The 24,073-nt window shown below is 75.6% G+C and carries 7 protein-coding genes; all 7 read left to right on the top strand.

What is annotated here, in order from left to right; translation table 11 throughout:
• Positions 1 to 35 precede the first annotated feature (35 nt).
• Entirely contained in the window at positions 36 to 521 is a 486-nt protein-coding gene (locus tag ABD832_RS01045; protein WP_344886977.1) for a hypothetical protein, read from the top strand.
• Between the two features lie 348 nt (positions 522 to 869).
• Complete coding sequence (locus tag ABD832_RS01040) at positions 870 to 1,904, top strand: 3-oxoacyl-ACP synthase III family protein (protein ID WP_344886975.1); 1,035 nt, start codon at positions 870 to 872, stop codon at positions 1,902 to 1,904.
• Positions 1,901 to 2,134, top strand: coding sequence for a phosphopantetheine-binding protein (locus tag ABD832_RS01035; protein ID WP_344886973.1), 234 nt, complete (start codon positions 1,901 to 1,903; stop codon positions 2,132 to 2,134). Before ABD832_RS01040 ends, ABD832_RS01035 begins: the two co-directional genes overlap by 4 nt.
• Complete coding sequence (locus ABD832_RS01030) at positions 2,131 to 2,886, top strand: 2-oxo acid dehydrogenase subunit E2 (protein WP_344886971.1); 756 nt, start codon at positions 2,131 to 2,133, stop codon at positions 2,884 to 2,886. Before ABD832_RS01035 ends, ABD832_RS01030 begins: the two co-directional genes overlap by 4 nt.
• Positions 2,883 to 3,965, top strand: a complete 1,083-nt coding sequence (locus tag ABD832_RS01025) for an alpha/beta hydrolase (RefSeq protein ID WP_344886969.1) — start codon at positions 2,883 to 2,885, stop codon at positions 3,963 to 3,965. The genes ABD832_RS01030 and ABD832_RS01025 overlap by 4 nt, the downstream gene beginning before the upstream one ends.
• On the top strand, positions 3,962 to 4,726 hold the full coding sequence (locus tag ABD832_RS01020) for a thioesterase II family protein (RefSeq protein WP_344886967.1): 765 nt from the start codon (positions 3,962 to 3,964) through the stop codon (positions 4,724 to 4,726). The genes ABD832_RS01025 and ABD832_RS01020 overlap by 4 nt, the downstream gene beginning before the upstream one ends.
• A gap of 142 nt (positions 4,727 to 4,868) precedes the next feature.
• Positions 4,869 to 24,026: a type I polyketide synthase gene (locus ABD832_RS01015; RefSeq protein ID WP_344886965.1), complete on the top strand. Its 19,158-nt coding sequence runs from the start codon at positions 4,869 to 4,871 to the stop codon at positions 24,024 to 24,026.
• Positions 24,027 to 24,073: the final 47 nt, after the last annotated feature.

Here is a 24,073-nt window from a genome sequence, read left to right as displayed (position 1 = left end):
GTCGTGAGACGCCGGTCTTTTCAAAAAGGAGCAGCATGCATTCTCGTAAGGTGATCGCCGCACTCGCCCTGGCCGCAGGTCTGGTGGCGCCGATGGCGCTGGCCGCGACCCCGGCGGCCGCCATGGTCGGCTCGTGCCGCGTGGAGCTGTACGACATCGACGCCGGCAACGTGGCCGACCGGGACGGCCGGGACGAGGTCCGGTTCCTGGTCGGCGGGAACCTCTTCCCCCGGCTCAACGCCAACTACTTCGGCATGAACACCGGCGACGACGGGGACCCCGGTCAGTTCGAGGACCCGGCCACGATCATCCAGAACACCCAGAACGCGGTCTTCGACCTGCGCGAGACCGACGGCCCGGTCTGGGGACAGGGCGACTCGCTCGGCACCGTGACCGCCCTCGGCAGCACGTGCGCCGGACTCACCACCGCGGGCGACAGCACGATCATCACGGACACCCTCACCGGGACCGAGCAGACGGCGTACTCGTACCAGGTCCGCCTGAAGATGATCGCTCTGTAACACCCCTCGGAGCCGAGGCCGCGCTGCCACCGCGGGGCAGCGCGGCAGGGGCACCGACGGCACCGGCGGCACCGGCGGTGCGGCCGTCACCGACGAGGCCGCGCCGCCGACGGCCCCCGCACCCCTGCTCCCGGCACGTGACCGTGCCGCTCGCCCCCGCCCCCGTCACCACCGGTACGCCCTCCCCTTTGCCCTTTATGCGGTTCATCGCCCGCTTAGTGCTGCTTTAGCAGGCGTCGTTAGCGTTCCGACACGGAAGGCCGACGTGGGATCCGCGGCGCCGCCTCACGGAGCGCCGGACCGGACCGCCCGACGACGACGCGCGTGACGCGGCTCGATGGAGGCAGCATGGGGGAGATCCCGATACGAGTTCTGTCCGTGGGGACGGCCCTGCCGGGGCCGCCCATCGACACCGCAGCACTGGCCGAGCGTTTCGGCATGGACCACCTGTGGCGGCAGTGGGTCGACACCTTCATCGGCACACGGACCCGGCACCTGGCGATCGACCTGACGTCGGGCGAGCGCCGCCAGGACCTGGCCGATCTCGGGGAGCTCGCGGCGGCCCAGGCCCTCGACCGCGCCGGGATCTCCGCCGAGGACATCGACGTGGTGGTGCTCGGCACCGCCACGCCGGACACGCTGATGCCGACCACCGTGAACGTGATCGCCGACCGGCTGCGCATCGACGGCGTGCCGACCTTCCAGCTCCAGTCGGGCTGCTCGGGGGCCGTGCAGACCTTCGACGTGGCGGCCGCGCTGCTGGCCACCGGCCGGTACCGGACCGCGCTGGTGATCGGCGGGGACGTCATCGCCAAGCACTACGACGTCAAGGCCGACCTGGCCGCGCTGCCGCCCGACGAGGTGGTCAACTACCTGCTGTTCGGCGACGGCGCGGGCGCCGCGGTGCTCGGCACCGGGGACCATCCCGGAGCGCCGGTGGTCCGGTCGGTGCTCACCAAGCTGTCGGGCCTGGACCGGGCACCCGGCCAGATCCTGCGGTGGTACGGCCTGGCCGACCGCGGCAGCGACGAGGCCCCGGCGAGCGAGGACTACAAGGCCATCGAGCGGCTGGTGCCCGTCCTGGCCGAGGAGGTCGCCGAGGAACTGCTGGACGACCTCGGCTGGGAACGGGACCGGGTCGACTACCTGCTGCCGCCCCAGCTGTCCGTCACCATGACCGGGAAGATCGCCGAACGGCTGGCCTTCTCGTCGGCCAAGGAGATCTCCTGTGTCGGCGAGACCGGCAACAACGGCAACGCCCTGCTGTTCTTCCAGCTCGACCGCCTGCTGCCGGAGATGGAGGCGTCGTCGCGCGCGATCGCGGTGGCCATCGAGTCGAGCAAGTGGATCAAGGCCGGTCTCGCGCTGGAGCGTGACCGGTGACGGCCGGGATCTCGCGGGCGGAGTTCGTGGACCTGCTCCAGGACGAGATCGGCCTCGACGTCGGCGCGGAGGACCTGGGACGGCCTTTCGACGATCTCTCCGGCTGGGACTCGGTACGGCTCCTGGGGATGCTCGTCCTGCTGGAGAAGCACGTGGGAAGGCCGTTGTCGCTCCCCGCCTTCCTGGAGGCGGCGAACCTCGAATCGATCTACGAGATGGTGAACCGTTGACCGAGCAGCCCTTCGCCACCCAGCGCCGCCACACCTTGTTCTTCCTCGACCAGATCCGTGACTTCTCACCGGTCTTCCTCGACACCGAGGTGGACGCGACGGCGATCGTCGCCGGACGCGAGCGGGCGCGGCGCGCCGGTGCGCGCCGCTCGGTCGTCTCCTACGTCGTGCACGCGGCCGCTGGCGTGCTGCGCAAGCACCCGGAGGCGAACGCGGCGATCCACGGCCGCCTGGACCCGGTCGTCGCCACCTACGACACCGTCGCCGCCAAGGTCACCCTCGACAAGACGCTGGACGGCCACCGGGTCGTGCTGGCGACGGTGATCCCCCGCCTGGAGAGCGCGAGCCTGGCCGACGTCCAGGCGCACCTGGACCGGGCCGCCGCCGCCGACCCCGACACCGCCGACGAGTTCGCCGGCATCCGGGCCCTGCGGCGGCTCCCGTGGCAGGTGGCGCTCGACCGGTTCCGCGAGGCCGCGGGGCTGCTCGACCGCCGGCCCGCGATCACCGGGACGTTCAGCGTCACCTCGCTCGGCCACCGGGCGGTCGACGGCTTCCACTCCGTCGGCGGGACCACGATCACCCTGGGGGTCGGCCGGATCGCCGACCGCCCGGTCGTCCGGGACGGCGCGATCGTCGTCGCCCCCGTCATGCGGCTCTCCATGGCGTTCGACCATCGCGTGATCGACGGCGCGGAGGGCGCCGACGTGCTCACCGAGATCAAGGACGCGCTGGAGGGGTACGCCGAATGAACGACCTGTCCGAGCTCAAGCGGTTCGTGGTGGCGCACGCGATCTCGCAGAACCTGCCCGCCGGCCACTACACGAGCCTGCTGGAGCGGATCACCTCCGACACCGGTGACGAGCCGGGTTCGTGGGCCTACGAGTGGATCCGCGCGGGGGATGAGGCCCAGGCCGCGGGGGAGACGCTGACGGCCTGCCAGTACTACGTCATGGGACGGTTCCCGTTCGTCGACGGCCCCGGCCGCGAGCGGGCCCTCGCGCGCTGCGTCGAGGCGTTCGAACGCTGGCGCCGCGAGCAGCCCGGGATCGAACCGGTCGTCGTCGAGGTCGACGGGCTGCCGGTCAGGGTGTGGGCCGCGGGCCTGTCCGCCGAGGAGCCGCGCCCGCTGCTGGTGATGACCGGCGGCATCGTGAGCCCCAAGGAGCAGTGGGGTCCGGTGCTGCCGCAGATCGCGGCCTTCGGGATGGCGGGGGTGGTGGCCGACCTCCCCGGCGTCGGCGAGAGCCCTCTGCGGTACGGCCCGGACGGCCGGCGGCTGTTCACGGCGATCCTGGACGCCCTGGACGGGCGGGCGAAGGTGTCCGAGACGTACCTGCTCGCGCTGAGCTTCAGCGGGCATCTGGCGATCGGCGCCGCGCTGCGCGACCGGCGGATCCGCGGCCTGGTCGGCAACGGGACGCCGATCCACGACTTCTTCACCGACACGGCCTGGCAGGCGCGGGTGCCGAAGGTCACCAGGGACACCCTGGCGCATCTGGTGGGCGTGCCGCCCGAGAAGGTGTTCGCGCACGTCCAGGACTGGGCGCTCGACGACGAGAGCCTGCGCGACCTGGAGATCCCGTTCGCCACCGTGAGCGCGACCCGGGACGAGGTGATCCCGCCCGGGGACACCGAGCGGCTCAGGCGCTGCGTACGCGACCTGAGGCTGATCGAGCACCCCGACGTGCACGGCGCCCCGTCGCACCTGGCCGAGACCCGGGTGTGGAGCCTGCTCGCGGTGCAGGAGATGCGGCCCGACGCCGACCCCCGGGTCACGGCGGCGCTGACCGGTGCCCTCCAGGCGGCCCGCGCGGGGGCGGGCCGGTGACCGCGACGGAGACGGCGGCCAGGAGCGACTGGCTGCGGCAGTTCGTCCCGGCCGCCGCCGGCGCCCCCTGCGTGGTGGTGTTCCCGCACGCCGGCGGGTCGGCCGGCTTCTTCGTCCGGCTGGCCCAGGAGCTCTCCCCGGCGGTGCGCGTGCTGGCCGTCCAGTACCCGGGCCGCCTGGACCGGCGCGGTGAACCGGCCGTCGAGGACCTGCGGGAGCTAGCCCGCCGGATCGCGGAGGTGGTCGCCGAGGAGCGGCCGGCCGCGCCGCTGGCCTTCTTCGGGCACAGCATGGGCGCCCTGGTGGCGTTCGAGGCGGCGCTGCTCGGCGAGCGGGGCCTGGGCGTCGCCCCGGACCTGCTCTTCGTCTCGGGCGGGCGCGCCCCGGCCCTGACCCGGGTCGACCCGGCGGTCCTGCGTGACGACCGCTCCCTGGTCGAGGAGGTCGTGCGCCTCGGCGCGACCTCACCCCGGGTGCTGGAGGACCAGGACCTGCGCGAGCTCGTCCTTCCGGCGCTGCGCGGCGACTACCGTGCCCTGCGGGCGTACGTCCCGGCGCCGGGTGCGCGGGTCGGCTGCCCGATCGTGGCGCTGGCCGGGGACCGCGACCCGCTGGCGGCCGTCGCCGAGGTGGAGCGGTGGCGCGACAACACCTCCGGCGCGTTCCGGCTCAGGACCTTCCCCGGCGATCACTTCTACCTGACCCCGCGGTCGCGGGACGTGGCGGAGACGGTGTGGCTGGCCCTCACCGGCCGGGACTGACCCACCGCCCTGCCCGCCGCACCGGCACGGCACCGCGTCCACGACACCGTCCACGACACCGTCCGCCACCGTCCACGACACCGCATCGGCGGCCCCGTACGGCCATGCCGTCATGCCGTCACGAGCGAGAGTGAGGCAGTAGTTGAGCAGCAACGACCAGCAGGTGTCCCCGCCGATCGCGGTGATCGGGACAGCGTGCCGCCTGCCCGGGGCGCCGGACCCGCGCGCCTTCTGGCGGTTGCTCGACGAGGGACGCGGCGCCGTCCGCGAGGTCCCCGCGCACCGGGACCCCTCCTCCGTCCTGGCCGGCCTCGCCCGGGAGAACCCGGGCGCCCTGCACGGCGGCTACCTCGACGACATCGGCGGGTTCGACCCGGAGTTCTTCGGCATCTCACCGCGCGAGGCCGCGGCGATGGACCCGCAGCAACGGCTCGTGCTGGAGCTGGCCTGGGAGGCGCTGGAGGACGCGGGCCTGGTCCCCGCCACGCTCTCGGGCAGCGCGACCGGCGTGTTCGTCGGCTCCATCGCCGACGAGTACGCCGCGCTGTCGCGCGCCTCGGCGATCGGGCGCCACACGCTCACGGGAACGACCCGCGCCATCATCGCCAACCGGGTGTCCTACGCCCTCGGCCTGCGGGGACCGAGCATCGCGGTGGACACCGCCCAGTCGTCGTCGCTGGTCGCCGTTCACCTCGCCGTCGAGAGCCTGCGGCGCGGTGAGTCCCGGCTCGCGCTCGCCGGTGGCGTGAACCTGATCGTGGACCCCGCGGGCACCGCCGCGGTCGCGCGCTTCGGCGGGCTGTCCCCGGACGGGCACTGCCACACCTTCGACCGCCGCGCGAACGGCTACGTCCGCGGCGAGGGCGCCGGGCTGGTGCTGCTCAAGCCGCTGGACGCGGCGATCGAGGACGGCGACCGCGTCCACGCGGTGCTGCTCGGCAGCGCCGTCAACAACGACGGCACGACCGACGGGCTCACCGTGCCGAGCGCGCACGCGCAGGCCGAGGTGATCCGCACGGCGTGGGCGGCCGCCGGGGTGACGCCGTCCGACGTGCAGTACGTCGAACTGCACGGCACCGGCACACGGGTCGGGGACCCGGTGGAGGCCAGGGGTCTCGGCCTGGCCCGGGACGGGGGGCCGGTGCTGCACGTCGGCTCCGTCAAGACCAACATCGGGCACCTGGAGGGCGCGGCCGGGATCGCCGGCCTGCTCAAGACCGTCCTCAGCGTCGGCGAGCGCCGGCTGCCCGCCAGCCTCAACTACTCCGAGCCGAACCCGGACATCGACCTGGACGCGTGGCGCCTGGCCGTCCGCGACCGGGGCGGTGCCTGGCCCCGCGAGGACGAGCGGCTCGTCGCGGGCGTCAGCTCGTTCGGCATGGGCGGCACCAACTGCCACATCGTGGTGGCCGAGGCCCCCGGTCCGTACGGGCGTCCCGGCGTGTCCGGGCCCGCTGGGACGCCGGACGCCCGCGCGCCGCGTGTCCCGCTGGTGCTCAGCGCCAGGACCGAGCCCGCGCTGAGGGAGCAGGCGGCGCGGCTGCGGGACCTCGTCGCCGAGCACGGCGAGGTGCCCGCGGGGGTGCCGCGGAGCCTGGCCACCACGCGGACCGCGTTCGAGTGGCGTGCCGCCGTCACCGGTGACGAGCGGGTCGGCCTGGAGGCGCTGGCAGACGGCCGTCCGGCGGCCGGGGTGGTGACGGGACGGGCCGTGAGCGCCCCGGTCGCGGTGCTGTTCCCGGGACAGGGCAGCCAGCGGCCCGGCATGGGACGCCGGGCGTACCAGGACCTCCCGGTCTGGCGGTCGGCGTTCGACGAGGTGGCGGCCGCCCTGGACGAGCGGCTGCCGCGCCCGGTCGGGGACGTCGTCTGGGCCGGGCCGGACAGCGCCGAGGCCCGGCTGCTCGACCGGACCGCCTTCACCCAGCCCGCGATCTTCGCGGTCGAGGTGGCGACCTTCCGCCTGCTGGCCTCCCTGGGCGTCGAACCGTCCTTCCTGGCCGGTCACTCCATCGGAGAGGTGGCCGCCGCGCACGTCTCGGGCATCCTGGACCTGCCCTCCGCCGCGGAGCTGATCGTCGCCAGGGGCCGGCTCATGGAGGCGCTGCCCGCGGGCGGCGGCATGCTCGCCGTGGGCGCCGGGGAGGCGGAGGCCGCCGAGCTGGTCGCCCTGGCCGGGGGGACCGCGGTGATCGCCGCGGTCAACGGCCCGGAGTCCGTGGTCGTCGCGGGCGGGACGGACGCGCTGGAGGAGGTCGCCGCGCTCGCCACGGCACGGGGTCACCGCACGCGCCTGCTCCCGGTGAGCCACGCGTTCCACTCCCCGCTGATGGAGCCGATGCTCGACGACTTCCGGGAGGCGCTCGCCGGGATCGCGTTCGGCAGGCCCCGGATCCCGTTCGTGTCCACCGTGACCGGCGAGCTCGTCGAGAGCACCGGCCCGGAGTACTGGGTGGAGCACGCCCGCCGGCCGGTGCGGTTCGCCGACGGGCTCGCCCGGCTCCGGGAGCTGGGTGCCGGGATCTTCGTGGAGGCCGGTCCCGGGGCGACCCTGAGCGCTCTCGGCCGGGAGGCGCAGGGCGGGGGAGCGGTGTTCGTTCCGGTCCTCGGCCGCCACGACGAGGTCGAGGTCGCCGTCGGCAGGCTGTTCACCTCCGGCGTGCCGCTGGACTGGGACGCGGTGTTCCCGCCCGGCGGGCCGCGTGCCGTCCTGCCCACCTACCCGTTCCAGCGTGAGCACCACTGGCTGGACGCCGTCCCGGCCCGGGAGCCGGTCGCGGCCGAGGATCTCGCCCCCGGCCGGAAGTCCGTTCCCGTCGTTCCTGCCGTTCCTGCCGTTCCCGCTGTTCCTACCGTCCCTGACGGGGCGGCCGAGGTGGAGCGCCGCGTCCTCGACGAGGTGGCCGCGGTGCTGGGCTTCTCGGACCCGGCCCGCGTGGACCGCGACGCCACCTTCAAGGACCTCGGCCTGGACTCGCTGGGCATGGTCGAGCTGCGCGACCGCGTCGGCACCGCCCTGGGCGTCGGCCTGCCCGCCGCCGCGCTGTTCGGCCACCCCACCGTCGCCGCCCTGGCCCGGCACCTGAGCGGCGGTACGGTCCCGGACGCGCCGGTCGCCACGGCGGGTCACGACGACGATCCGGTGGTGATCGTGGGCATGGGGTGCCGGTTCCCCGGCGGGGTGACCTCGCCGGAGGAGTTGTGGGAGCTGGTGGTGTCGGGCACCGACGCGATCGGCGAGTTCCCGGCCGATCGGGGCTGGGACCTGGAGGCCCTGTACGACCCCGACCCCCAGCGTCCCGGTACCTCTTATACCCGGCACGGTGGTTTCCTGCGGGACGCGGGGGAGTTCGACGCGGCGTTCTTCGGGATGAGCCCGCGTGAGGCGCTGGCCACCGATCCGCAGCAGCGGCTGCTGTTGCAGGTGGTGTGGGAGGCGCTGGAGCGGGCGGGCATCGACCCGTTGTCGCTGAGGGAGAGCGACACGGGCGTCTTCGTCGGCGCGACCGCGTCGGACTACACGCCCCGGCTCCACGAGGGCGACGGCGCGTCCGACGGCTACCTCCTCACCGGAGGCAGCATCAGTGTGGCGTCGGGGCGGATCGCGTACGTGCTGGGGTCGCGGGGTCCGGCGTTGACGGTGGACACGGCGTGTTCGTCGTCGCTGGTCGCGCTGGATCTGGCGGTGCGGTCGGTGCGCTCGGGGGAGTGTTCGCTGGCGTTGGCCGGTGGGGTGGCGGTGATGGCCTCACCGGGAATGTTCGTGGAGTTCTCCCGCCAGCGGGGCCTGTCGCCCGACGGGCGTTGCCGGGCCTTCGGCGCCGGGGCCGATGGCACCGGCTGGGCCGAGGGGGTGGGCGTGGTGGCCGTCGAGCGGCTGTCACGAGCCCGGCAATTGGGTCATCGGGTGCTGGCGGTGGTGGCCGGTTCGGCGATCAACCAGGACGGCGCCAGCAACGGGCTGACCGCGCCGAACGGACGCGCCCAGGAACAGGTGATCGCCCGCGCACTGGCCGAGGCAGGAGTCAACGCCGTCGAGGTGGACGCGGTCGAGGCACACGGCACCGGCACCCGGCTGGGCGACCCGATCGAGGCCCAAGCCCTCATCGCCGCCTACGGCCGGCACAGGCAGCGCACGACACCGTTGTGGCTGGGATCACTGAAGTCCAACATCGGTCACGCCCAAGCCGCGGCCGGAGTAGGCGGCGTGATCAAAATGGTGATGGCACTACGACACGGACTGCTGCCCGCAACGCTGCACGCCCATGAGGCCTCCCCGCTGGTGGACTGGCACACCTCAGGAGTACGCCTGCTGCAACAAGCAACGACCTGGCCCCAACGCGAGCGGGGCGGGCCACGCCGGGCGGGGGTGTCGTCGTTCGGGATCAGCGGCACCAACGCCCACCTCATCCTCCAACAGGCACCGGACGCCGTCGCCCACGTCCCCGCCGACCCCGGGACGCGGGACGTCCCCGACCGCACCGACGCCCCCGCAGACGCCGACGCCGACGCCGACTCCGGGACGCGGGACGCCCCCGGCCGCGCCGATCGGCCTCCGGCCGCGTCGGCACCCCCCGTGCTGCTGTCGGGCGACGGCCCCACCGCCCTGCGCAGGCAGGCCGCGGCGCTGGCCGACCATCTTGAGGCCCACCCCGCCCTGGACATACGCGACGTGGCGGTCACCCTCACCTCCAGGGCACGGCTCGGCCACGGCGCCGCCGTCCTGGCCGGCCACCTGGCCGAGCACCTGCCCGCCCTGCGCGCCCTGGCGCGGGGCGAGCTGCACGACGCGCTCGTCACCGGCGAGAGGATCCCCGGCAGGACGGTCTTCGTCTTCCCGGGCCAGGGGTCGCAGTGGCCCGAGATGGCCCGCGCCCTCCTGGACTCCGACCCGGTCTTCCGCGCCGAGATCGACGCCTGCGCGCGGGCGTTCGCCCGGCACACCGACTGGTCCCTGACGGCCGTGCTCCGCGGCGACGCCGGCGCGCCCCCGCTGGAGCGCGTCGACGTCGTACAGCCGGTGCTCTTCGCGGTGATGGTGTCGCTCGCGGCGATGTGGCGCGCCGCCGGGGTGCGGCCGGACGCCGTGGTCGGGCACTCCCAGGGCGAGATCGCCGCGGCCTACGTGGCGGGCGCGCTGTCGCTGGCGGACGCGGCGAGGATCGTCACGCTTCGCAGCGCGGCCATCGCCCGCATCGCCGGGAACGGCGGCATGGTGTCGGTGGCGCTGGGCGCCGACGAGCTCGCAGAGGTCCTGGCGCGCCGGCCCGGGGAGATCGAGATCGCGGTGCGCAACGGGCCGCGCTCCACGGTGGTCGCGGGCGGCGCGGACGCCCTCGACGAGCTGCTCGCGTGGTGCGACGAACAGAGCGTGCGCGCCCGCCGCGTCCCGGTGGACTACGCCTCGCACACCCGGTACGTCGAACCCCTGCGCGACGAACTGCTGGAGACGTTCGCCGGCCTGCGACCACGGCCGGCCGAGATCGCGTTCCACTCCTCGGTGACCGGGGAGCGGATGGACACCACCGGGCTCGACGCCGGGTACTGGTACCACAACCTCCGCCGGACCGTGGAGTTCGAGGCCGCCGTCAACGGCCTGATCGACACGGGGCACCACCGGTTCATCGAGATCGGCCCGCACCCGGTGCTCACCATGGCCGTCGAGGAGATCCTCGCCGGGCGGGGCGTGCCCGGTCTCGCGGCCGGTACGCTCCGCCGCGGCGAGGGCGGGACGGACGCGTTCCGCCGCGCCCTGGCCGTGGCCTGCCTCGGCGGTGTCCCCGTCTCCTGGACGACGGCGGGCACTCGGGCGGTGGACCTGCCGACCTACCGGTTCGAGCGCGAGCGCTACTGGCTCACCCCCTCCACCGGTCCGGGCCGGGCGCCGGGGCTCGGGCGGTCCGCCGTCCGCCACCCGCTGCTGGGGGCGATGGTCGCGCTCGTCGACGGCGGCGCCGTGCTGACCGGACGGCTCGACACGGCGGCGCAGGAGTGGCTCACCGACCACTCGGTGTTCGGCACCGTGCTGGCGCCGGGTACGGTCCTCGCCGAGCTCGCCGCCCGCGCCGGGGACCTCGTCGGCCTTCCCGAGGTGCGTGAGCTGACCGTCCAGGCGCCCCTGGTCCTGACCCCCGGGCGTCCGGCGACGCTGCAGGTGCTCGTCTCCGCCCCCGACGAGCACGGGCACCGGACCGTGGAGGTGCACGCCCGCTCGTCCGAGGACGCCCCGTGGACCCGGCACGCGGCCGGGACCCTCGGCCCCGGCACGCTCGAGGCCGCGCGGGTCGCGTGGCCGCCCCCCGGAGCCGAGAGCATCGACGTCACCGACGTGTACACGCGGCTGTACCGGCTCGGCTACGACTACGGCCCGGCCTTCCAGGGGCTGGCCGCCGTATGGCGCACCGGCGACAGCGGTGGCGGTGGCGCTCACGGTGGCGGCACGGTCTATGCCGAGCTCGTCACGGCCGGGCCCCAGGGCGCCGCGGGCGGGGACTTCGTCCTCCACCCGGCGCTGCTCGACGCCGCCCTGCACCCGGTGGTGGCTGGGCTGGCAGGGCTGACAGGGCCGGCCGATCCGGACCCGGAGCGCCCCCTGCTGCCGTTCGCCTTCGAGGGCCTGCGCCTGACCGGAGGGGCGGCGCGCGCCGAGGAGAGGCTGCGGGCGCGCATCAAGCCGCTCGGCGGTTCCCGGTTCCGCTACACCTTCGCCGACGAGGACGGAGAGGTCGTCGGCGCCGTGGACTCGCTGGCGTTCCGCCCGGCCGCGCGCGCCGAGCTCTCCGCGGCCCGGCCCGCGGCCGAGGCGTACCGGATCGGCTGGGAGCGGCCGGCCCGGACGGGCCCGGCCCCCGGGAACGTCGTCGTGCTCGGCGGCTTCGGCGACGTCGACGGCCCCGACGCCCTCGTGACGGCGGGCGGGGACGTCACCGTGGTGAACGGCCTGCCGGAGGCGATCGGTGCCGGAGCCGTGCTCGTGCCCGTGGGCGGCCGACCGGGCGACGTGCCCGCGAACGGCCGATCTGACGACGTGCCCGCGGACGACCGACCGGGTGACGTGCCGGTGGGCGGCCGGGCGGGTGACGTGGTCGCGCGGGCGCACGAGCGGACCGCCGCCGTCCTGGGACTGCTCCAGGAATGGCTCCGCGACCCCGCGTTCGACGGCGCCCGGCTCTCGGTCGTGGTGGACGGGTCCGACCTCGCGTCCGCCCCGGTCCGGGGCCTGGTACGCACCGCCGCCGCCGAACACCCCGGCCGGTTCGCCCTGGTCGTCGTCGACGGCCCGGCACCCGCCTCACTGCTGGCCACCGAGCACGGCGAACGCGAGGTGGCCGTACGCGACGGTGAACTGCTGGTGCCCCGGCTCGCCGCCTGCGACCTCGGCGGGGACGCCCCATCCGCCCCCGATTCCCCGGAGGGGACGCCGGCCGGCACCGTCCTGATCACCGGAGGCACCGGGACCCTCGGCGCGCTGGTCGCCCGCAGGCTGGCCGCGTCGGCGCACCCCCCGCACCTGCTGCTGGTGAGCCGCTCGGGGCCGCACGCTCCCGGCGCGCAGGCCCTGGCCGGGGAGCTCGGTGCGGCCGGGGCCGGGGTGACCGTGGCGGCCTGCGACGTCACCGACCGCGCGGCCGTGGCGGAACTGCTGGCGTCCATCCCCTCCGGCCGCCCGCTCCGCTCGGTGGTCCACACCGCGGGGCTGCTCGCGGACGCCACGGTCACCGGGATGACCACCGAGGAGCTGGACGCCGCACTGCGGCCCAAGGTGGACGCGGCATGGCACCTGCACGAACTGACCGAGGGCCTCCCGCTGGAGGGATTCGTGCTCTTCTCCTCCGCCGTGGCCACGTTCGGCGTGCCGGGGCAGGCGAACTACGCGGCCGCCAACGCCTTCCTCGACGCGCTGGCCGAGCACCGGCACCGCGCCGGGCTGCCCGCCACCGCCGTCGCCTGGGGCCTGTGGGAGGAGACGAGCGCCATGACCTCCCACCTCGGCGCGGCCGACCGCGCCCGGCTCGCCCGGTACGGTGTCGGCCCCGTCGAGACCGGCCGCGCGCTGGACGCGCTCGAACGGATACGTGAGGCCCACACCGTGGTGTCGTCCCTGGACGAGGGCGTGCTGCGGGACGAGGCCGCCGCGGGCCGCCTGCCCGCCCTGTTCTCCACGATCGTCAGACCGCCCGCCGCGGCCCGGAGGCCGGCGACCGGCGGCGCCTGGGCGCTGAAGCTGCGGTCCGAGCCCCCGCACGAGCGGCTCCGCACGGTCACCGGCCTCGTACGCGAGCAGGCCGCGGCCGTCCTCGGCCAGGGGGACGCGGACGGGGTGGGCGCCGACCGGCCGCTCAAGGAGCTCGGCTTCGACTCGCTGACCGCCGTCGAACTGCGCAACCGGCTCAACGCGCTCACCGGCCTCACCCTGCCCGCCACCGTCGCCTTCGAGTTCCCGACCGTCGCGGCGCTCGCGAGCCACCTGCTGGACGCCCTGTCGGCGCAGCAGAGCACCGCGGCCACGGCCGTGACCGGGACCGGGACCGCCGGGGCCGCCGGGACCGAGGCCGACGACCCGGTGGTGATCGTGGGCATGGGGTGCCGGTTCCCCGGCGGGGTGACCTCGCCGGAGGAGTTGTGGGAGCTGGTCGTGTCGGGCACCGACGCGATCGGCGACTTCCCGGCCGATCGCGGCTGGGACCTGGACGCCCTCTACCACCCCGATCCCGACCACAAGGGGACGTCCTACACGCGGCACGGTGGTTTCCTGCGGGACGCGGGGGAGTTCGACGCGGCGTTCTTCGGGATGAGCCCGCGTGAGGCGCTGGCCACCGATCCGCAGCAGCGGTTGTTGTTGCAGGTGGCGTGGGAGGCGCTGGAGCGGGCGGGCATCGACCCGCTGTCGCTGAGGGAGAGCGACACGGGCGTCTTCGTCGGCGCGATGTACGACGACTACGCCGCCCGCCTGCGGACCGCCCCCGAGGACCTGGAGGGCATGCTGCTGGCCGGCAACGAGTCCAGTGTGGCGTCGGGGCGGATCGCGTATGTGCTGGGGTCGCGGGGTCCGGCGTTGACGGTGGACACGGCGTGTTCGTCGTCGCTGGTCGCGCTGGATCTGGCGGTGCGGTCGGTGCGCTCGGGGGAGTGCTCGCTGGCGTTGGCCGGTGGGGTGGCGGTGATGGCCTCGCCGGGGATGTTCGTGGAGTTCTCCCGCCAGCGGGGCCTGTCGCCCGATGGGCGTTGCCGGGCCTTCGGCGCCGGGGCCGATGGCACCGGCTGGGCCGAGGGGGTGGGCGTGGTGGCCGTCGAGCGGCTGTCACGAGCCCGCACGCTGGGCCATCGGGTGCTGGCGGTGGTGGCCGGTTCGGCGATCAACCAGGACGGCGCCAGCAACGGGCTGACCGCGCCGAACGGACGCGCCCAGGAACAGGTGATCGCCCGCGCACTGGCCGAGGCAGCAGTGAACGCCGATGAGGTGGACGCGGTCGAGGCACACGGCACCGGCACCCGGCTGGGCGACCCGATCGAGGCCCAAGCCCTGATCGCCGCCTACGGCCGGCACGGGCAGCGCACGACCCCGTTGTGGCTGGGATCGCTGAAGTCCAACATCGGTCACGCCCAGGCCGCGGCCGGAGTGGGCGGCGTGATCAAAATGGTGATGGCACTACGACACGGACTGCTGCCCGCGACGCTGCACGCCCATGAGGCCTCCCCGCTGGTGGACTGGCACACCTCAGGAGTACGCCTGCTGCAGGAGGCGGTGACCTGGCCCGAACGCGACGACAACGGGCCGCGCCGGGCGGGGGTGTCGTCGTTCGGGATCAGCGGCACCAACGCCCACCTCATCCTCCAACAGGCACCCGCGGACCCGGAGCCCGGCGACGTACCGGACGGCCGGGGCCCGGTGCCGCTCGTGCTGTCGGCGAAGACCGCGACGGCGCTGCGGGCACAGGCCGGGGCCCTGCACGACGCCCTCGCCTCGGGGACGGCACCCGGGTTGCGCGACATCGGCCTCACCCTCGCCCGGCGCCCCCGGTTCGAGCACCGGGCCGTCATCGACGCCGACGCCGCCGCAAACGCCGACACCGACGCCGAGGGCGGGAACGCGGCGGTCGCGCTGGCGGCGCTGGCGGCGATCCGCGACGGCGGACGCCACCCCCGGGTCGAGAGCGGACGCGCCCGTCCCGACCAGCGGCTCGCGTTCCTCTTCTCCGGGCAGGGCTCCCAGCGCGCCGGGATGGGGGCGGAGCTGCTGGAGACGTCGGCCCCCTACGCGGAGGCGTTCGACGAGATCTCCGCGTCGATGGAACCGCTCCTCGGCGTCGGCCTGCGGGAGCTGGTCACCGGCGATCCGGACGCGCTGCGGCACACCCGGTACGCCCAGCCGGCGCTGTTCGCCCTGGAGGTCGCCCTGTACCGGCTGGCCGAGTCCCACGGGCTGCGGCCGGACTTCCTGATCGGCCACTCCGTCGGCGAGCTCGCCGCCGCCCACGTGGCGGGCGTCCTGGACCTGGCCGACGCCTGCGCGCTGGTCGCCGCGCGGGGCAGGCTGATGCAGTCCGCCCGGGACGGCGGGGCGATGGCCGCCTTCGCCGCCACCGAGGCCGAGGCCGCGGAACTGGCCGCCACCTCGGACGGCAGGGTGGAGATCGCCGCCGTCAACGGTCCCGCGGCGACGGTGCTGTCCGGCGACGCGGACGAGATCGACCGCCTGGTCGGGCGGTGGAAGGACGCCGGGCACAGGGCCGCGCGGCTGAAGGTCGGCCACGCCTTCCACTCCGCGCACATGGACGGCGTCCTCGACGAGTTCCGCCGGGTGGTGTCCGGGCTGTCGTTCCACGCCCCGCGCGTCCCCGTCGTCTCGACGGTGACCGGGGCGCTCGCCGGTGAGCGGGAGATGTCGGAACCGGACTACTGGGTGGCGCAGCTACGCGGGACGGTGCGGTTCGCCGACGCGGTGCGCGCGGCGCACCGGTCGGGGGTGACCCGGTTCGCCGAGCTGGGACCGGACGGATCGCTCGCCGCGATGGCGCGGGAGAGCGCCGACGAGGTGCTCGCCGTGCCCCTGCTGCGACCCGGACGACCCGAGGCGGCCACCGTACGGGCCGCGTTGGGCCGGCTGCACGCGGCGGGCGTACCGGTCGACTTCGGGCCGCTGCTGGCCGGTGGACGCCTGGTGGACCTGCCCACCTACCCGTTCGAGACCCGGCACTACTGGCTCCTGCCGGCCGAGGACGACGGACGGCCCTCGGCCTACGGGCTGGACGCCTCCCCGCACCCGCTGCTCACGGCCTCCACCGAACTGCCGGGCGGAGCGCGGCTGTTCACCGGTGCGCTGTCCGCGCGCAGGCAGCCGTGGCTGGCCGAGCACCGCGTCGACGGGCGGGTGCTCGTCCCGGCCGCGGCGCTGGCCGAGCTGGCCCTGTCGATCGGCGCGGGCGTCGGCCTGCCGGTCCTGGGCGACTTCGTGATGCACGCGCCGCTGGAGCTGGACGGCGTCGCGGAGACCCGGCTGCAGGTGAGCGTGTCCGCGACCGGTGAGCTCACCCTGCGCGGCCGTGCGGCGGGCGCCGAATGGACCTCCCACGTCACCGCGGTGCTCACCGCCGACGCCGCCACCGATGTCACCGGCGAGGTCACGCCCGGCCGTACGGCACCACCGCCCCCCGGGTCCGGCACCCGCCTCGACGCGGACGGTCCCGAGGCGGCCTACCGGCTGCTGGCCGAGCACGGCTACGAGTACGGGCCCGCGTTCCAGGGCCTGCGCGGGGCCTGGCCGGACGGGACGGACCTGCACGCCGAGGCGGAACTGCCCGCGCCGCTCCAGCGGGAGGCCATCCGGTACGGTCTCCACCCGGCCCTGCTCGACGCCGTCCTGCACGCGATCTCGCTGCACGCGATCTCGCTGCACGGGATCGACGGGCCCGCCGGAGTCAGGCGCGTCCCCTACGCCCTGGACGGGGTACGGCTGCACGCCGCGCACGCGACCAGGGTGCGGGCACGCCTGACCCCGGTGGACCCGGCGGACCCGGACGCCTACCGGGTCGAGCTGACCGGCGACGACGGACGGGCCGTCCTGACCGTGGAGCGGCTGCGGCTGCGCCCGCTGCCGTCCGCGGCGGGGCTGTACCGCCTCCGCTGGGAGGCCGTGGAGCCACCGGCACCCGTGGCCGGTGACGTCACGGTGGCCACGTCCCTCCCCGAACGGCTCGCAGGCACCGAGCGGTCCGCGAGCACCGAACGGCCCGCGGGCACCGTGCTGCTCGCCCTGCCGGACGACGGCGACGACCCGTACGCCGTCGTGGAGGCGGCACGCCGGGCCGTCCGGCGGTGGCTGGCCGAGACGGACGGCGGACGCCTGGTCTTCCTCACCCGCGGCCTCGCGATCGGCGACGCCGAGACCGCGCTCCCCTCGACCGCCGCGCTGTGGGGCCTGGTACGGGCGGCGAGGGCCGAGCATCCCGGCCGGTTCGCGCTGCTGGACACCGACGACGACACCGACCCCGCGCTGCTCGCGGCGATCGGGGCCGAGCTGCCCGAGGCCGCGCTCCGCGACGGCGTGCCGAGGGTCCCCAGGCTGTCCCCCGAACCCCCACCCACTCCCGAACCCGCACCTGCACCCGCACCCGCACCCGGATCCGAGACCGAGGCGGGAGCCGGTGCCGGTGTCGTGGCCGATGTCGTGGCCGGTGCCGCGGCGGACGGGACGGCCTGGCCGCGCAGCGCCGCGGGCGGCACCGTGCTGATCACCGGCGGCCTCGGCGCGCTCGGCCGCCGGATCGCGCGCCACCTCGTCACGCGGCACGGCGTACGCGATCTCCTGCTGGTCAGCCGCCGCGGTGAGGAGCACCCCGACGCCGCCCACGCCCAGACCGAGCTGACCGGGCTCGGTGCCCGCGTCACCGTCCGGGCCTGCGACCCCTCCGACCGGGACGCCCTCGCCGCCCTGCTGGCCGGCCTGGACACCCCGCTGACCGGTGTGGTGCACGCCGCGGGCGTCGTCGAGGACGCGGCCGCCGATCGGCTCTCGGCCGGCGCGCTCCGCCGGACGATCGAGGCCAAGGCCGTGGCCGCCGAGAACCTGGACGAGGCCACGCGCGACGCCGGACTCGACGCGTTCGTGCTGTTCGGATCGGTCGCCGGCGTCGTCGGCACCGCCGGGCAGGGCGGCTACTGCGCGGCCAACGCGGCCCTGGAGGCGATCACCCACCGGCGGCGGCTGTCCGGCGGGCACGGGGTGACCGTCCACTGGGGGCTGTGGGACATCGGCGCCGGCATGGGCGCGGCCCTCACCGGCCGCGACGTCGCCCGGCTCGGCCGGGCGGGCATCAGGCCGATGGGCGAGAGCGACGGGATCGCGCTGTTCGACCGCGCCCTGCGGCTGGACACCGCCGCGGTGGTCGCGGCGCACCTCGACCCGCGGGCGGCGGAACGGCACCGCACGCGGGCGGCCGTACGGCACGCCCCGGCACCGGACACGGCGACCGCACCGAACGCACCGGCCGCGACGGCGCCGAACACCTCCCGTGTGGTGCTGGAGGCGGTCGCGGCGGTGCTCGGGCATGCGAGCGGTGCGGAGGTCGACCCCGAACGCTCCTTCAGCGACCTCGGTTTCGACTCCCTGACGGCGGTGGAGCTGCGCAACCGGCTCAGCGAGGAGCTCGGGGTCCGCCTGCCCGGGACGATCGTCTTCGACCACCCCGACCCGGTCGCCCTGATCCGTTTCCTCGACGAGGTGACCGGCACCGGGACGCCACCGGAGCCACGGGACGAGCCGCGGGAGCCGGCCGCGCCGGGCGGCACCGACGACGCGATCGCGATCGTCGGCATGGCGTGCCGGTTCCCCGGTGGCGTGCGCACCCCCGCCGAGCTGTGGGAGCTGCTCGACTCGGGCGGCGACGCCATCTCGGCCTTCCCCGACGACCGCGGCTGGGACCCGGACCTGTTCGACCCCGACCCCGAGCGCTCCGGCACCTCCTCCACCCGGTACGGCGGCTTCCTGCACGACGCCGCCGAGTTCGACCCCGGCTTCTTCGGGATCAGCCCGCGCGAGGCCCTCGCCGTCGACCCGCAGCAGCGGCTGCTGCTGCAGGCCGCGTGGGAGGCGGTGGAGGACGCCGGGATCGACCCGTCCACCCTGCGCGGCACGCGCAGCGGCGTCTTCGTGGGCGTCATGTACTCCGACTACGGCGCCCGGGTGCACCAGCGGCGCGGTACCGGCGGGGACCTGGAGGGCTACCTGGTCAGCGGCAGCGCGGGCAGCGTGGCCTCCGGCCGCATCTCCTTCACCCTCGGCCTGGAGGGCCCGGCGGTGACCGTGGACACCGCGTGCTCGTCGTCGCTGGTGGCGGTCCACCAGGCGGCCCAGGCGCTCAGGCTGGGCGAGTGCACGCTCGCCCTGGCCGGCGGCGTGACCGTCATGGCGAGCCCGGCCACGTTCATCGAGTTCAGCCGGCAGCGCGGCCTGGCGCCGGACGGCCGCTGCAAGCCGTTCTCGGCGGACGCGGACGGCACCGCGTGGGGCGAGGGCGTCGGGCTGCTCGTCCTGGAGCGGCTCTCGGACGCCCGCCGCAACGGGCACCGGGTGCTGGCCGTCGTCCGCGGTTCCGCGGTCAACCAGGACGGCGCCAGCAACGGCCTCACCGCGCCGAACGGGCCCTCCCAGGAGCGGGTCATCCGCGGCGCCCTGCGCAGCGCCGGTCTGCGGCCCGCGGACGTGGACGTGCTGGAGGCGCACGGTACGGGCACCAGGCTGGGCGACCCGATCGAGGCCGGCGCGGTGCTCAACACCTACGGCCGCGACCGTGGGGACCGGAGCCCGCTGCTGATGGGCTCGGTGAAGTCGAACATCGGGCACACCCAGGCCGCCGCGGGCGTCGCCGGGATCATCAAGATGGTGCTCGCCATGCGGTACGGGCGCGTGCCGGCCACCCTGCACCGGGGAACGCTCACCGGGCACGTCGACTGGTCCGGCGGCACCGTGTCGGTGCCCGCCGAGCCGGTCGCCTGGCCGGACACGCCGGGGCCGCGCCGGGCGGCGGTCTCGTCGTTCGGGATCAGCGGCACCAACGCCCACGTCGTCCTGGAGTCGGGGGAACACGTCCCCGCGCCGGGCGGCGCCACCCCTGACGCCACCTCCGGCGCCGTCCCCGGCGCGGCCCCCGAGGGCACTCCCGGGAGCACGGCCGGGGCGGTGGTGCCGTGGGTGCTCAGTGCCCGTGACGCGGCCGGGCTGCGGGAGCAGGCGGTCCGTCTCCGGCGGCACGTGCTCGCCGACCCCGGCCTGCGGGCCGTCGACGTCGCCCTGTCCCTGGGGACGACGCGGACCGCGTTCGAACGGCGGGCCGTGGTGCTCGGACGCGACCGGGACGAGCTGCTCGCCGGTCTCGGCCACCTGATCGACGGCACCGCGACGCCGTCCGGTTCCCTGCCCGCGGTGCTCACCGGCACACCGGTGCGCGGCGGGACCGCCGTGCTGTTCACCGGCCAGGGCAGCCAGCGCACCGGCATGGGCACCGAGCTGTACCGCTCGTTCCCGGTGTACGCGCGGGCCTTCGACGAGGTCTGCGCCGAGTTCCGCAGGGTGGACGGCACGGACGTGGCCGGGGTGGTGGCCGGGGACGCCGGCGCCGGGCCGATCGACCAGACCCGCTACACCCAGGCTGCGCTGTTCGCGGTGGAGGTCGCGCTGTTCCGGCTGCTGGAGTCGTGGGGGCTGCCCGCCGACCTCCTCGCCGGGCACTCCATCGGCGAGATCACCGCCGCGCACGTCGGCGGGGCGCTGAGCCTGCCCGACGCGGTGGCGCTCGTCGCCTCCCGCGGGCGCCTGATGCAGGAGCTCCCCGCCGGAGGCGCGATGACCGCGGTCCAGGCGGACCTGGCGACCGTGGAGCGGCTGATCGCCGAGACCGGGACACGGGTGGACGTCGCGGCGGTGAACGCGCCCGGCTCCGTGGTGCTCTCGGGGGACGCCGGAGCCGTCGGGGACCTGGCCGGTGTCCTGGCCGGGAGCGGGTACCGCACCAGGCCGCTCGCCGTCAGCCACGCGTTCCACTCCGCGCACATGGAGCCGATGCTCGCGGCCTTCCGCGAGGAGGTCGGCGACCTGCCCGCCGGGCCCCCGGCCCGCACCGTCGTGTCCACGCTGACCGCGCGGGAGGCCGGCGCGGACACGTTCGGATCGGCCGCGCACTGGGCCGACCAGGTACGCGGGACCGTGCGGTTCGCCGACGCGGTCGGCCGGATGCGCGAGCTGGGCGCGGCGCGTTTCCTGGAGGTCGGGCCCGACGCCGCGCTGACCGCGATGGTCGGGCAGCACGAGCTGGGAGAGGGCGTCGTGGCGATCCCCGCGCTCGACCGCAGGCTCGACGACGCGTTCGCGCTCTGGTCGTTCGTGGCGCGGGCCTTCGTCGCGGGTGTCGCCTGGGACTGGCGGGCGCTGCTTCGCGCGGGCACCGGGAACACCGAGAACACCCAGGGCGGCGGGGACGCCGTCGTCGTGCCGCTTCCCACCTACCCCTTCCACCGGGAGCGGCTGTGGCTGCTGCCTCCGGCCGAGGACGGGAGCGCCGCCGGGATCGGCGCCGAGGATCCGGGCCACCCGCTGCTCAGCGCCTCGATCGCCGTACCTGACGGGGGGCAGACCCTCTACACGGGCGTGCTGTCCCAGCGGCGGCAGCCGTGGCTGGCGGAGCACGCGCTGGCGGGCACGCCGGTCCTCCCGGCCACCGCCCTCGTCGACCTGCTGGGGTGGCTGGCGGAGCGGCACGGCATGACGACCGTGCGGGAGCTGACGCTGCACGCCCCCGTCACGGTCGGCGCGGAGGAGGAGGTGCGGCTGCGGGTCACGGTGGCGGACGACACGGTACGGGTGCACGCGCGGCCCGGCCGGGAGGCGGCCGACGCCGAGTGGACCCTGCACGCCGAGGCCGTGCTGGGCACCGAAGCGGGCACCGAAGCGGGCACTGACGCCCCCGCCTGGTCGGGTCACCGCCCGCCCGAGGCCCGTCCGGTGGACGTCACCGGGATCTACGCGACCTTCGCCGGTCGCGGGTACGACTACGGCCCGGCGTTCCAGGGCCTGCGCGCGCTGTGGACGACCGGGGACGAGCTCCACGCCGAGGTGGACACCGCCGGCGACCTCGTCCCGGGTCTGCTGGACGCGGCCCTGCACGCGTGGATCGCCGACGCGGGCGAGGCGGCGCCGGGAGGTGTCCAGGTGCCCCACACCTGGCGGGAGGTACGCGTGCACGACCAGCCGCGCGGGCCGCTGCGGGTCAGGATCCGGCACACCGGCGAGGAGACGTTCACTCTGGACGTCGTCAGCGCCGCCGGCGCCCCCGGCGTCCTCGGCTCCGGCGGAGGCGACGGCGGCGTCGGCGTCGGCGACGTGGCGCGCCCGGTGCTGTCGGCCGGGGAGGTCCGGGTGCGCCGGGTCGAGGAGAGCGCCCTGCTGCGCGGGGGCGGGAGCGCGGCGCGGCCGTACGAGCTCGCCTGGGTCCCGGCGCACCTCGCCGCCACGGCACCGGCGGGTGAGGGGAGCGGCGGGCAAAAGGACACGATCGTGCTGGTCCGCGGCGACGGCCAGGACCTGCCGTTCCCCACGGTCCCCTACGGGGGCGAGCAGGACGGCCAGGACCCGGCGGCCGTCCGTGCCCTTCTGCTGGCGGTCCGCGAGAGCATCCTCACGCTGCCCGAACGGGCGCACCTGGTGGTGGTGACGCGCGGGGCGGTCGCGGTGGACGCCGAGGACCGGGTGCCGGGACTGGCGGAGGCCGCACTGTGGGGCCTGGTCCGCGCCGCCCGCCAGGAGTACCCCGGGCGGATCAGCATCGTCGACGTCGACGGGCACGGGGAGTCGTCCGCGCTGCTGCCGCGCGCGGTGGCGGCCCGGCCCGGCGAGCTCGCCATCCGGCGGGGCGAGGCGTTCCGGCCGCGCCTGCGCGCGGTGACGGGCACCCCCGCGACCCGGCCGGACCCCACGAAGCCCGCGGAGCCCACGGAGCCCACGGAGCTCGCGGAGCTGGGGACGGGCACCGTGCTGGTCAGCGGCGCCGGTGGCGCGCTCGGCGCCGCGGTCGTGCGTCACCTGGTCGCCCGGCACGGAGCCCGGGACCTGCTGCTGGTCAGCAGGCGCGGCGACGCCGACCCGGTGCTGCGCGCCTTGGCCGGGGAACTCGGTGACCGCGCGCGCGTCCGGACGGCCGCGTGCGACCTCGCGGACGCGGCGGCCACCGAGGCATTGCTCGCCGGGATCGGCCCGGACCGGCCGCTCGGCGCCGTGTTCCACATAGCGGGCGCGCTCGACGACGCGGTGCTGGAGAACACGACCGGCGAGCGGCTGGAGCGGGTGCTGCGTCCCAAGGTGGACGCGGCCTGGAACCTGCACCGCCTCACCGCGGGTCTGCCGCTGACCGCGTTCGTGCTGTTCTCCTCGGTCGCGGGCGTGCTGGGCAACGCCGGGCAGGCCGGTTACGCGGCGGCCAACGCCTTCCTGGACGCGCTCGCCTGCCACCGGCGGGCCGCGGGCCTGCCGGGCACGTCCCTGGCCTGGGGACTGTGGGAGAGCGGACCGGACACCGGGATGGCGGCCGGGCTCGACACGGCCGCGCGGGCCAGGCTCGACCGGCTGGGCATCCGCGCGCTGCCCGTCGACGCCGGGCTGGACCTGCTCGACCGGTCGCTGGCGAGCGGCCCGGCCGTGGTGGTGCCGGTCTGGTTCGACCGGGCGGCACTCGCCCGGCGCCAGGACGACCTTCCCGAGGTGCTCGGCGGCCTGGTCCCCGCCCGGCCCGCCACGGCGGCCGTGCCGCTGGCCCGGCGCCTGCCCGGCATGGACGAGGCCGCGGCGCGCACCGTGGTGCGCGACACGGTCGCCGGCCGGGTCGCGGAGGTGCTCGGTCTCGCCGGGGCGGCGCAGGTTCCCGAGGACCGCGGGCTGTTCGACCTCGGCCTCGACTCGCTGACGGCGATCGAGCTGCGCAACCGGCTGGGCACCGAGATCGGTGAGCGGCTGCCCGCGACCGTGCTGTTCGACCACCCCACCGTGCGGGCGCTGACCGAGCACCTGCTGGAGCGCCGTGACGCCGAGCGGCCCGCGTTCGACACGGCGGCGCTGGAGACCTGGGTGTCCTCGGCCTCGGACCTGGACCCCGGGCACCGGCGCCGCGCCGACCTGGTCCGGGCGCTGCGGGCCGCGCTGAACACCCTGGACGCCGGCGGGACGGCCGTGAACGGCGAAGAGCCGCTCTTTGGCATGGATTCAGCGTCCGATGATGAGCTGTTCGGGCTGCTGGACCGAGAACTGAGCGACTGATCCGACACCGCGACCACTTTCGAGGACGACGACGGGGAGCGCTTCAC

The sequence above is a fragment of the Streptosporangium longisporum genome (assembly GCF_039534895.1).
GTDB classification, from domain to species: Bacteria; Actinomycetota; Actinomycetes; order Streptosporangiales; family Streptosporangiaceae; genus Streptosporangium; species Streptosporangium longisporum.
This window is presented reverse-complemented; position numbering and strand designations above follow the sequence as displayed.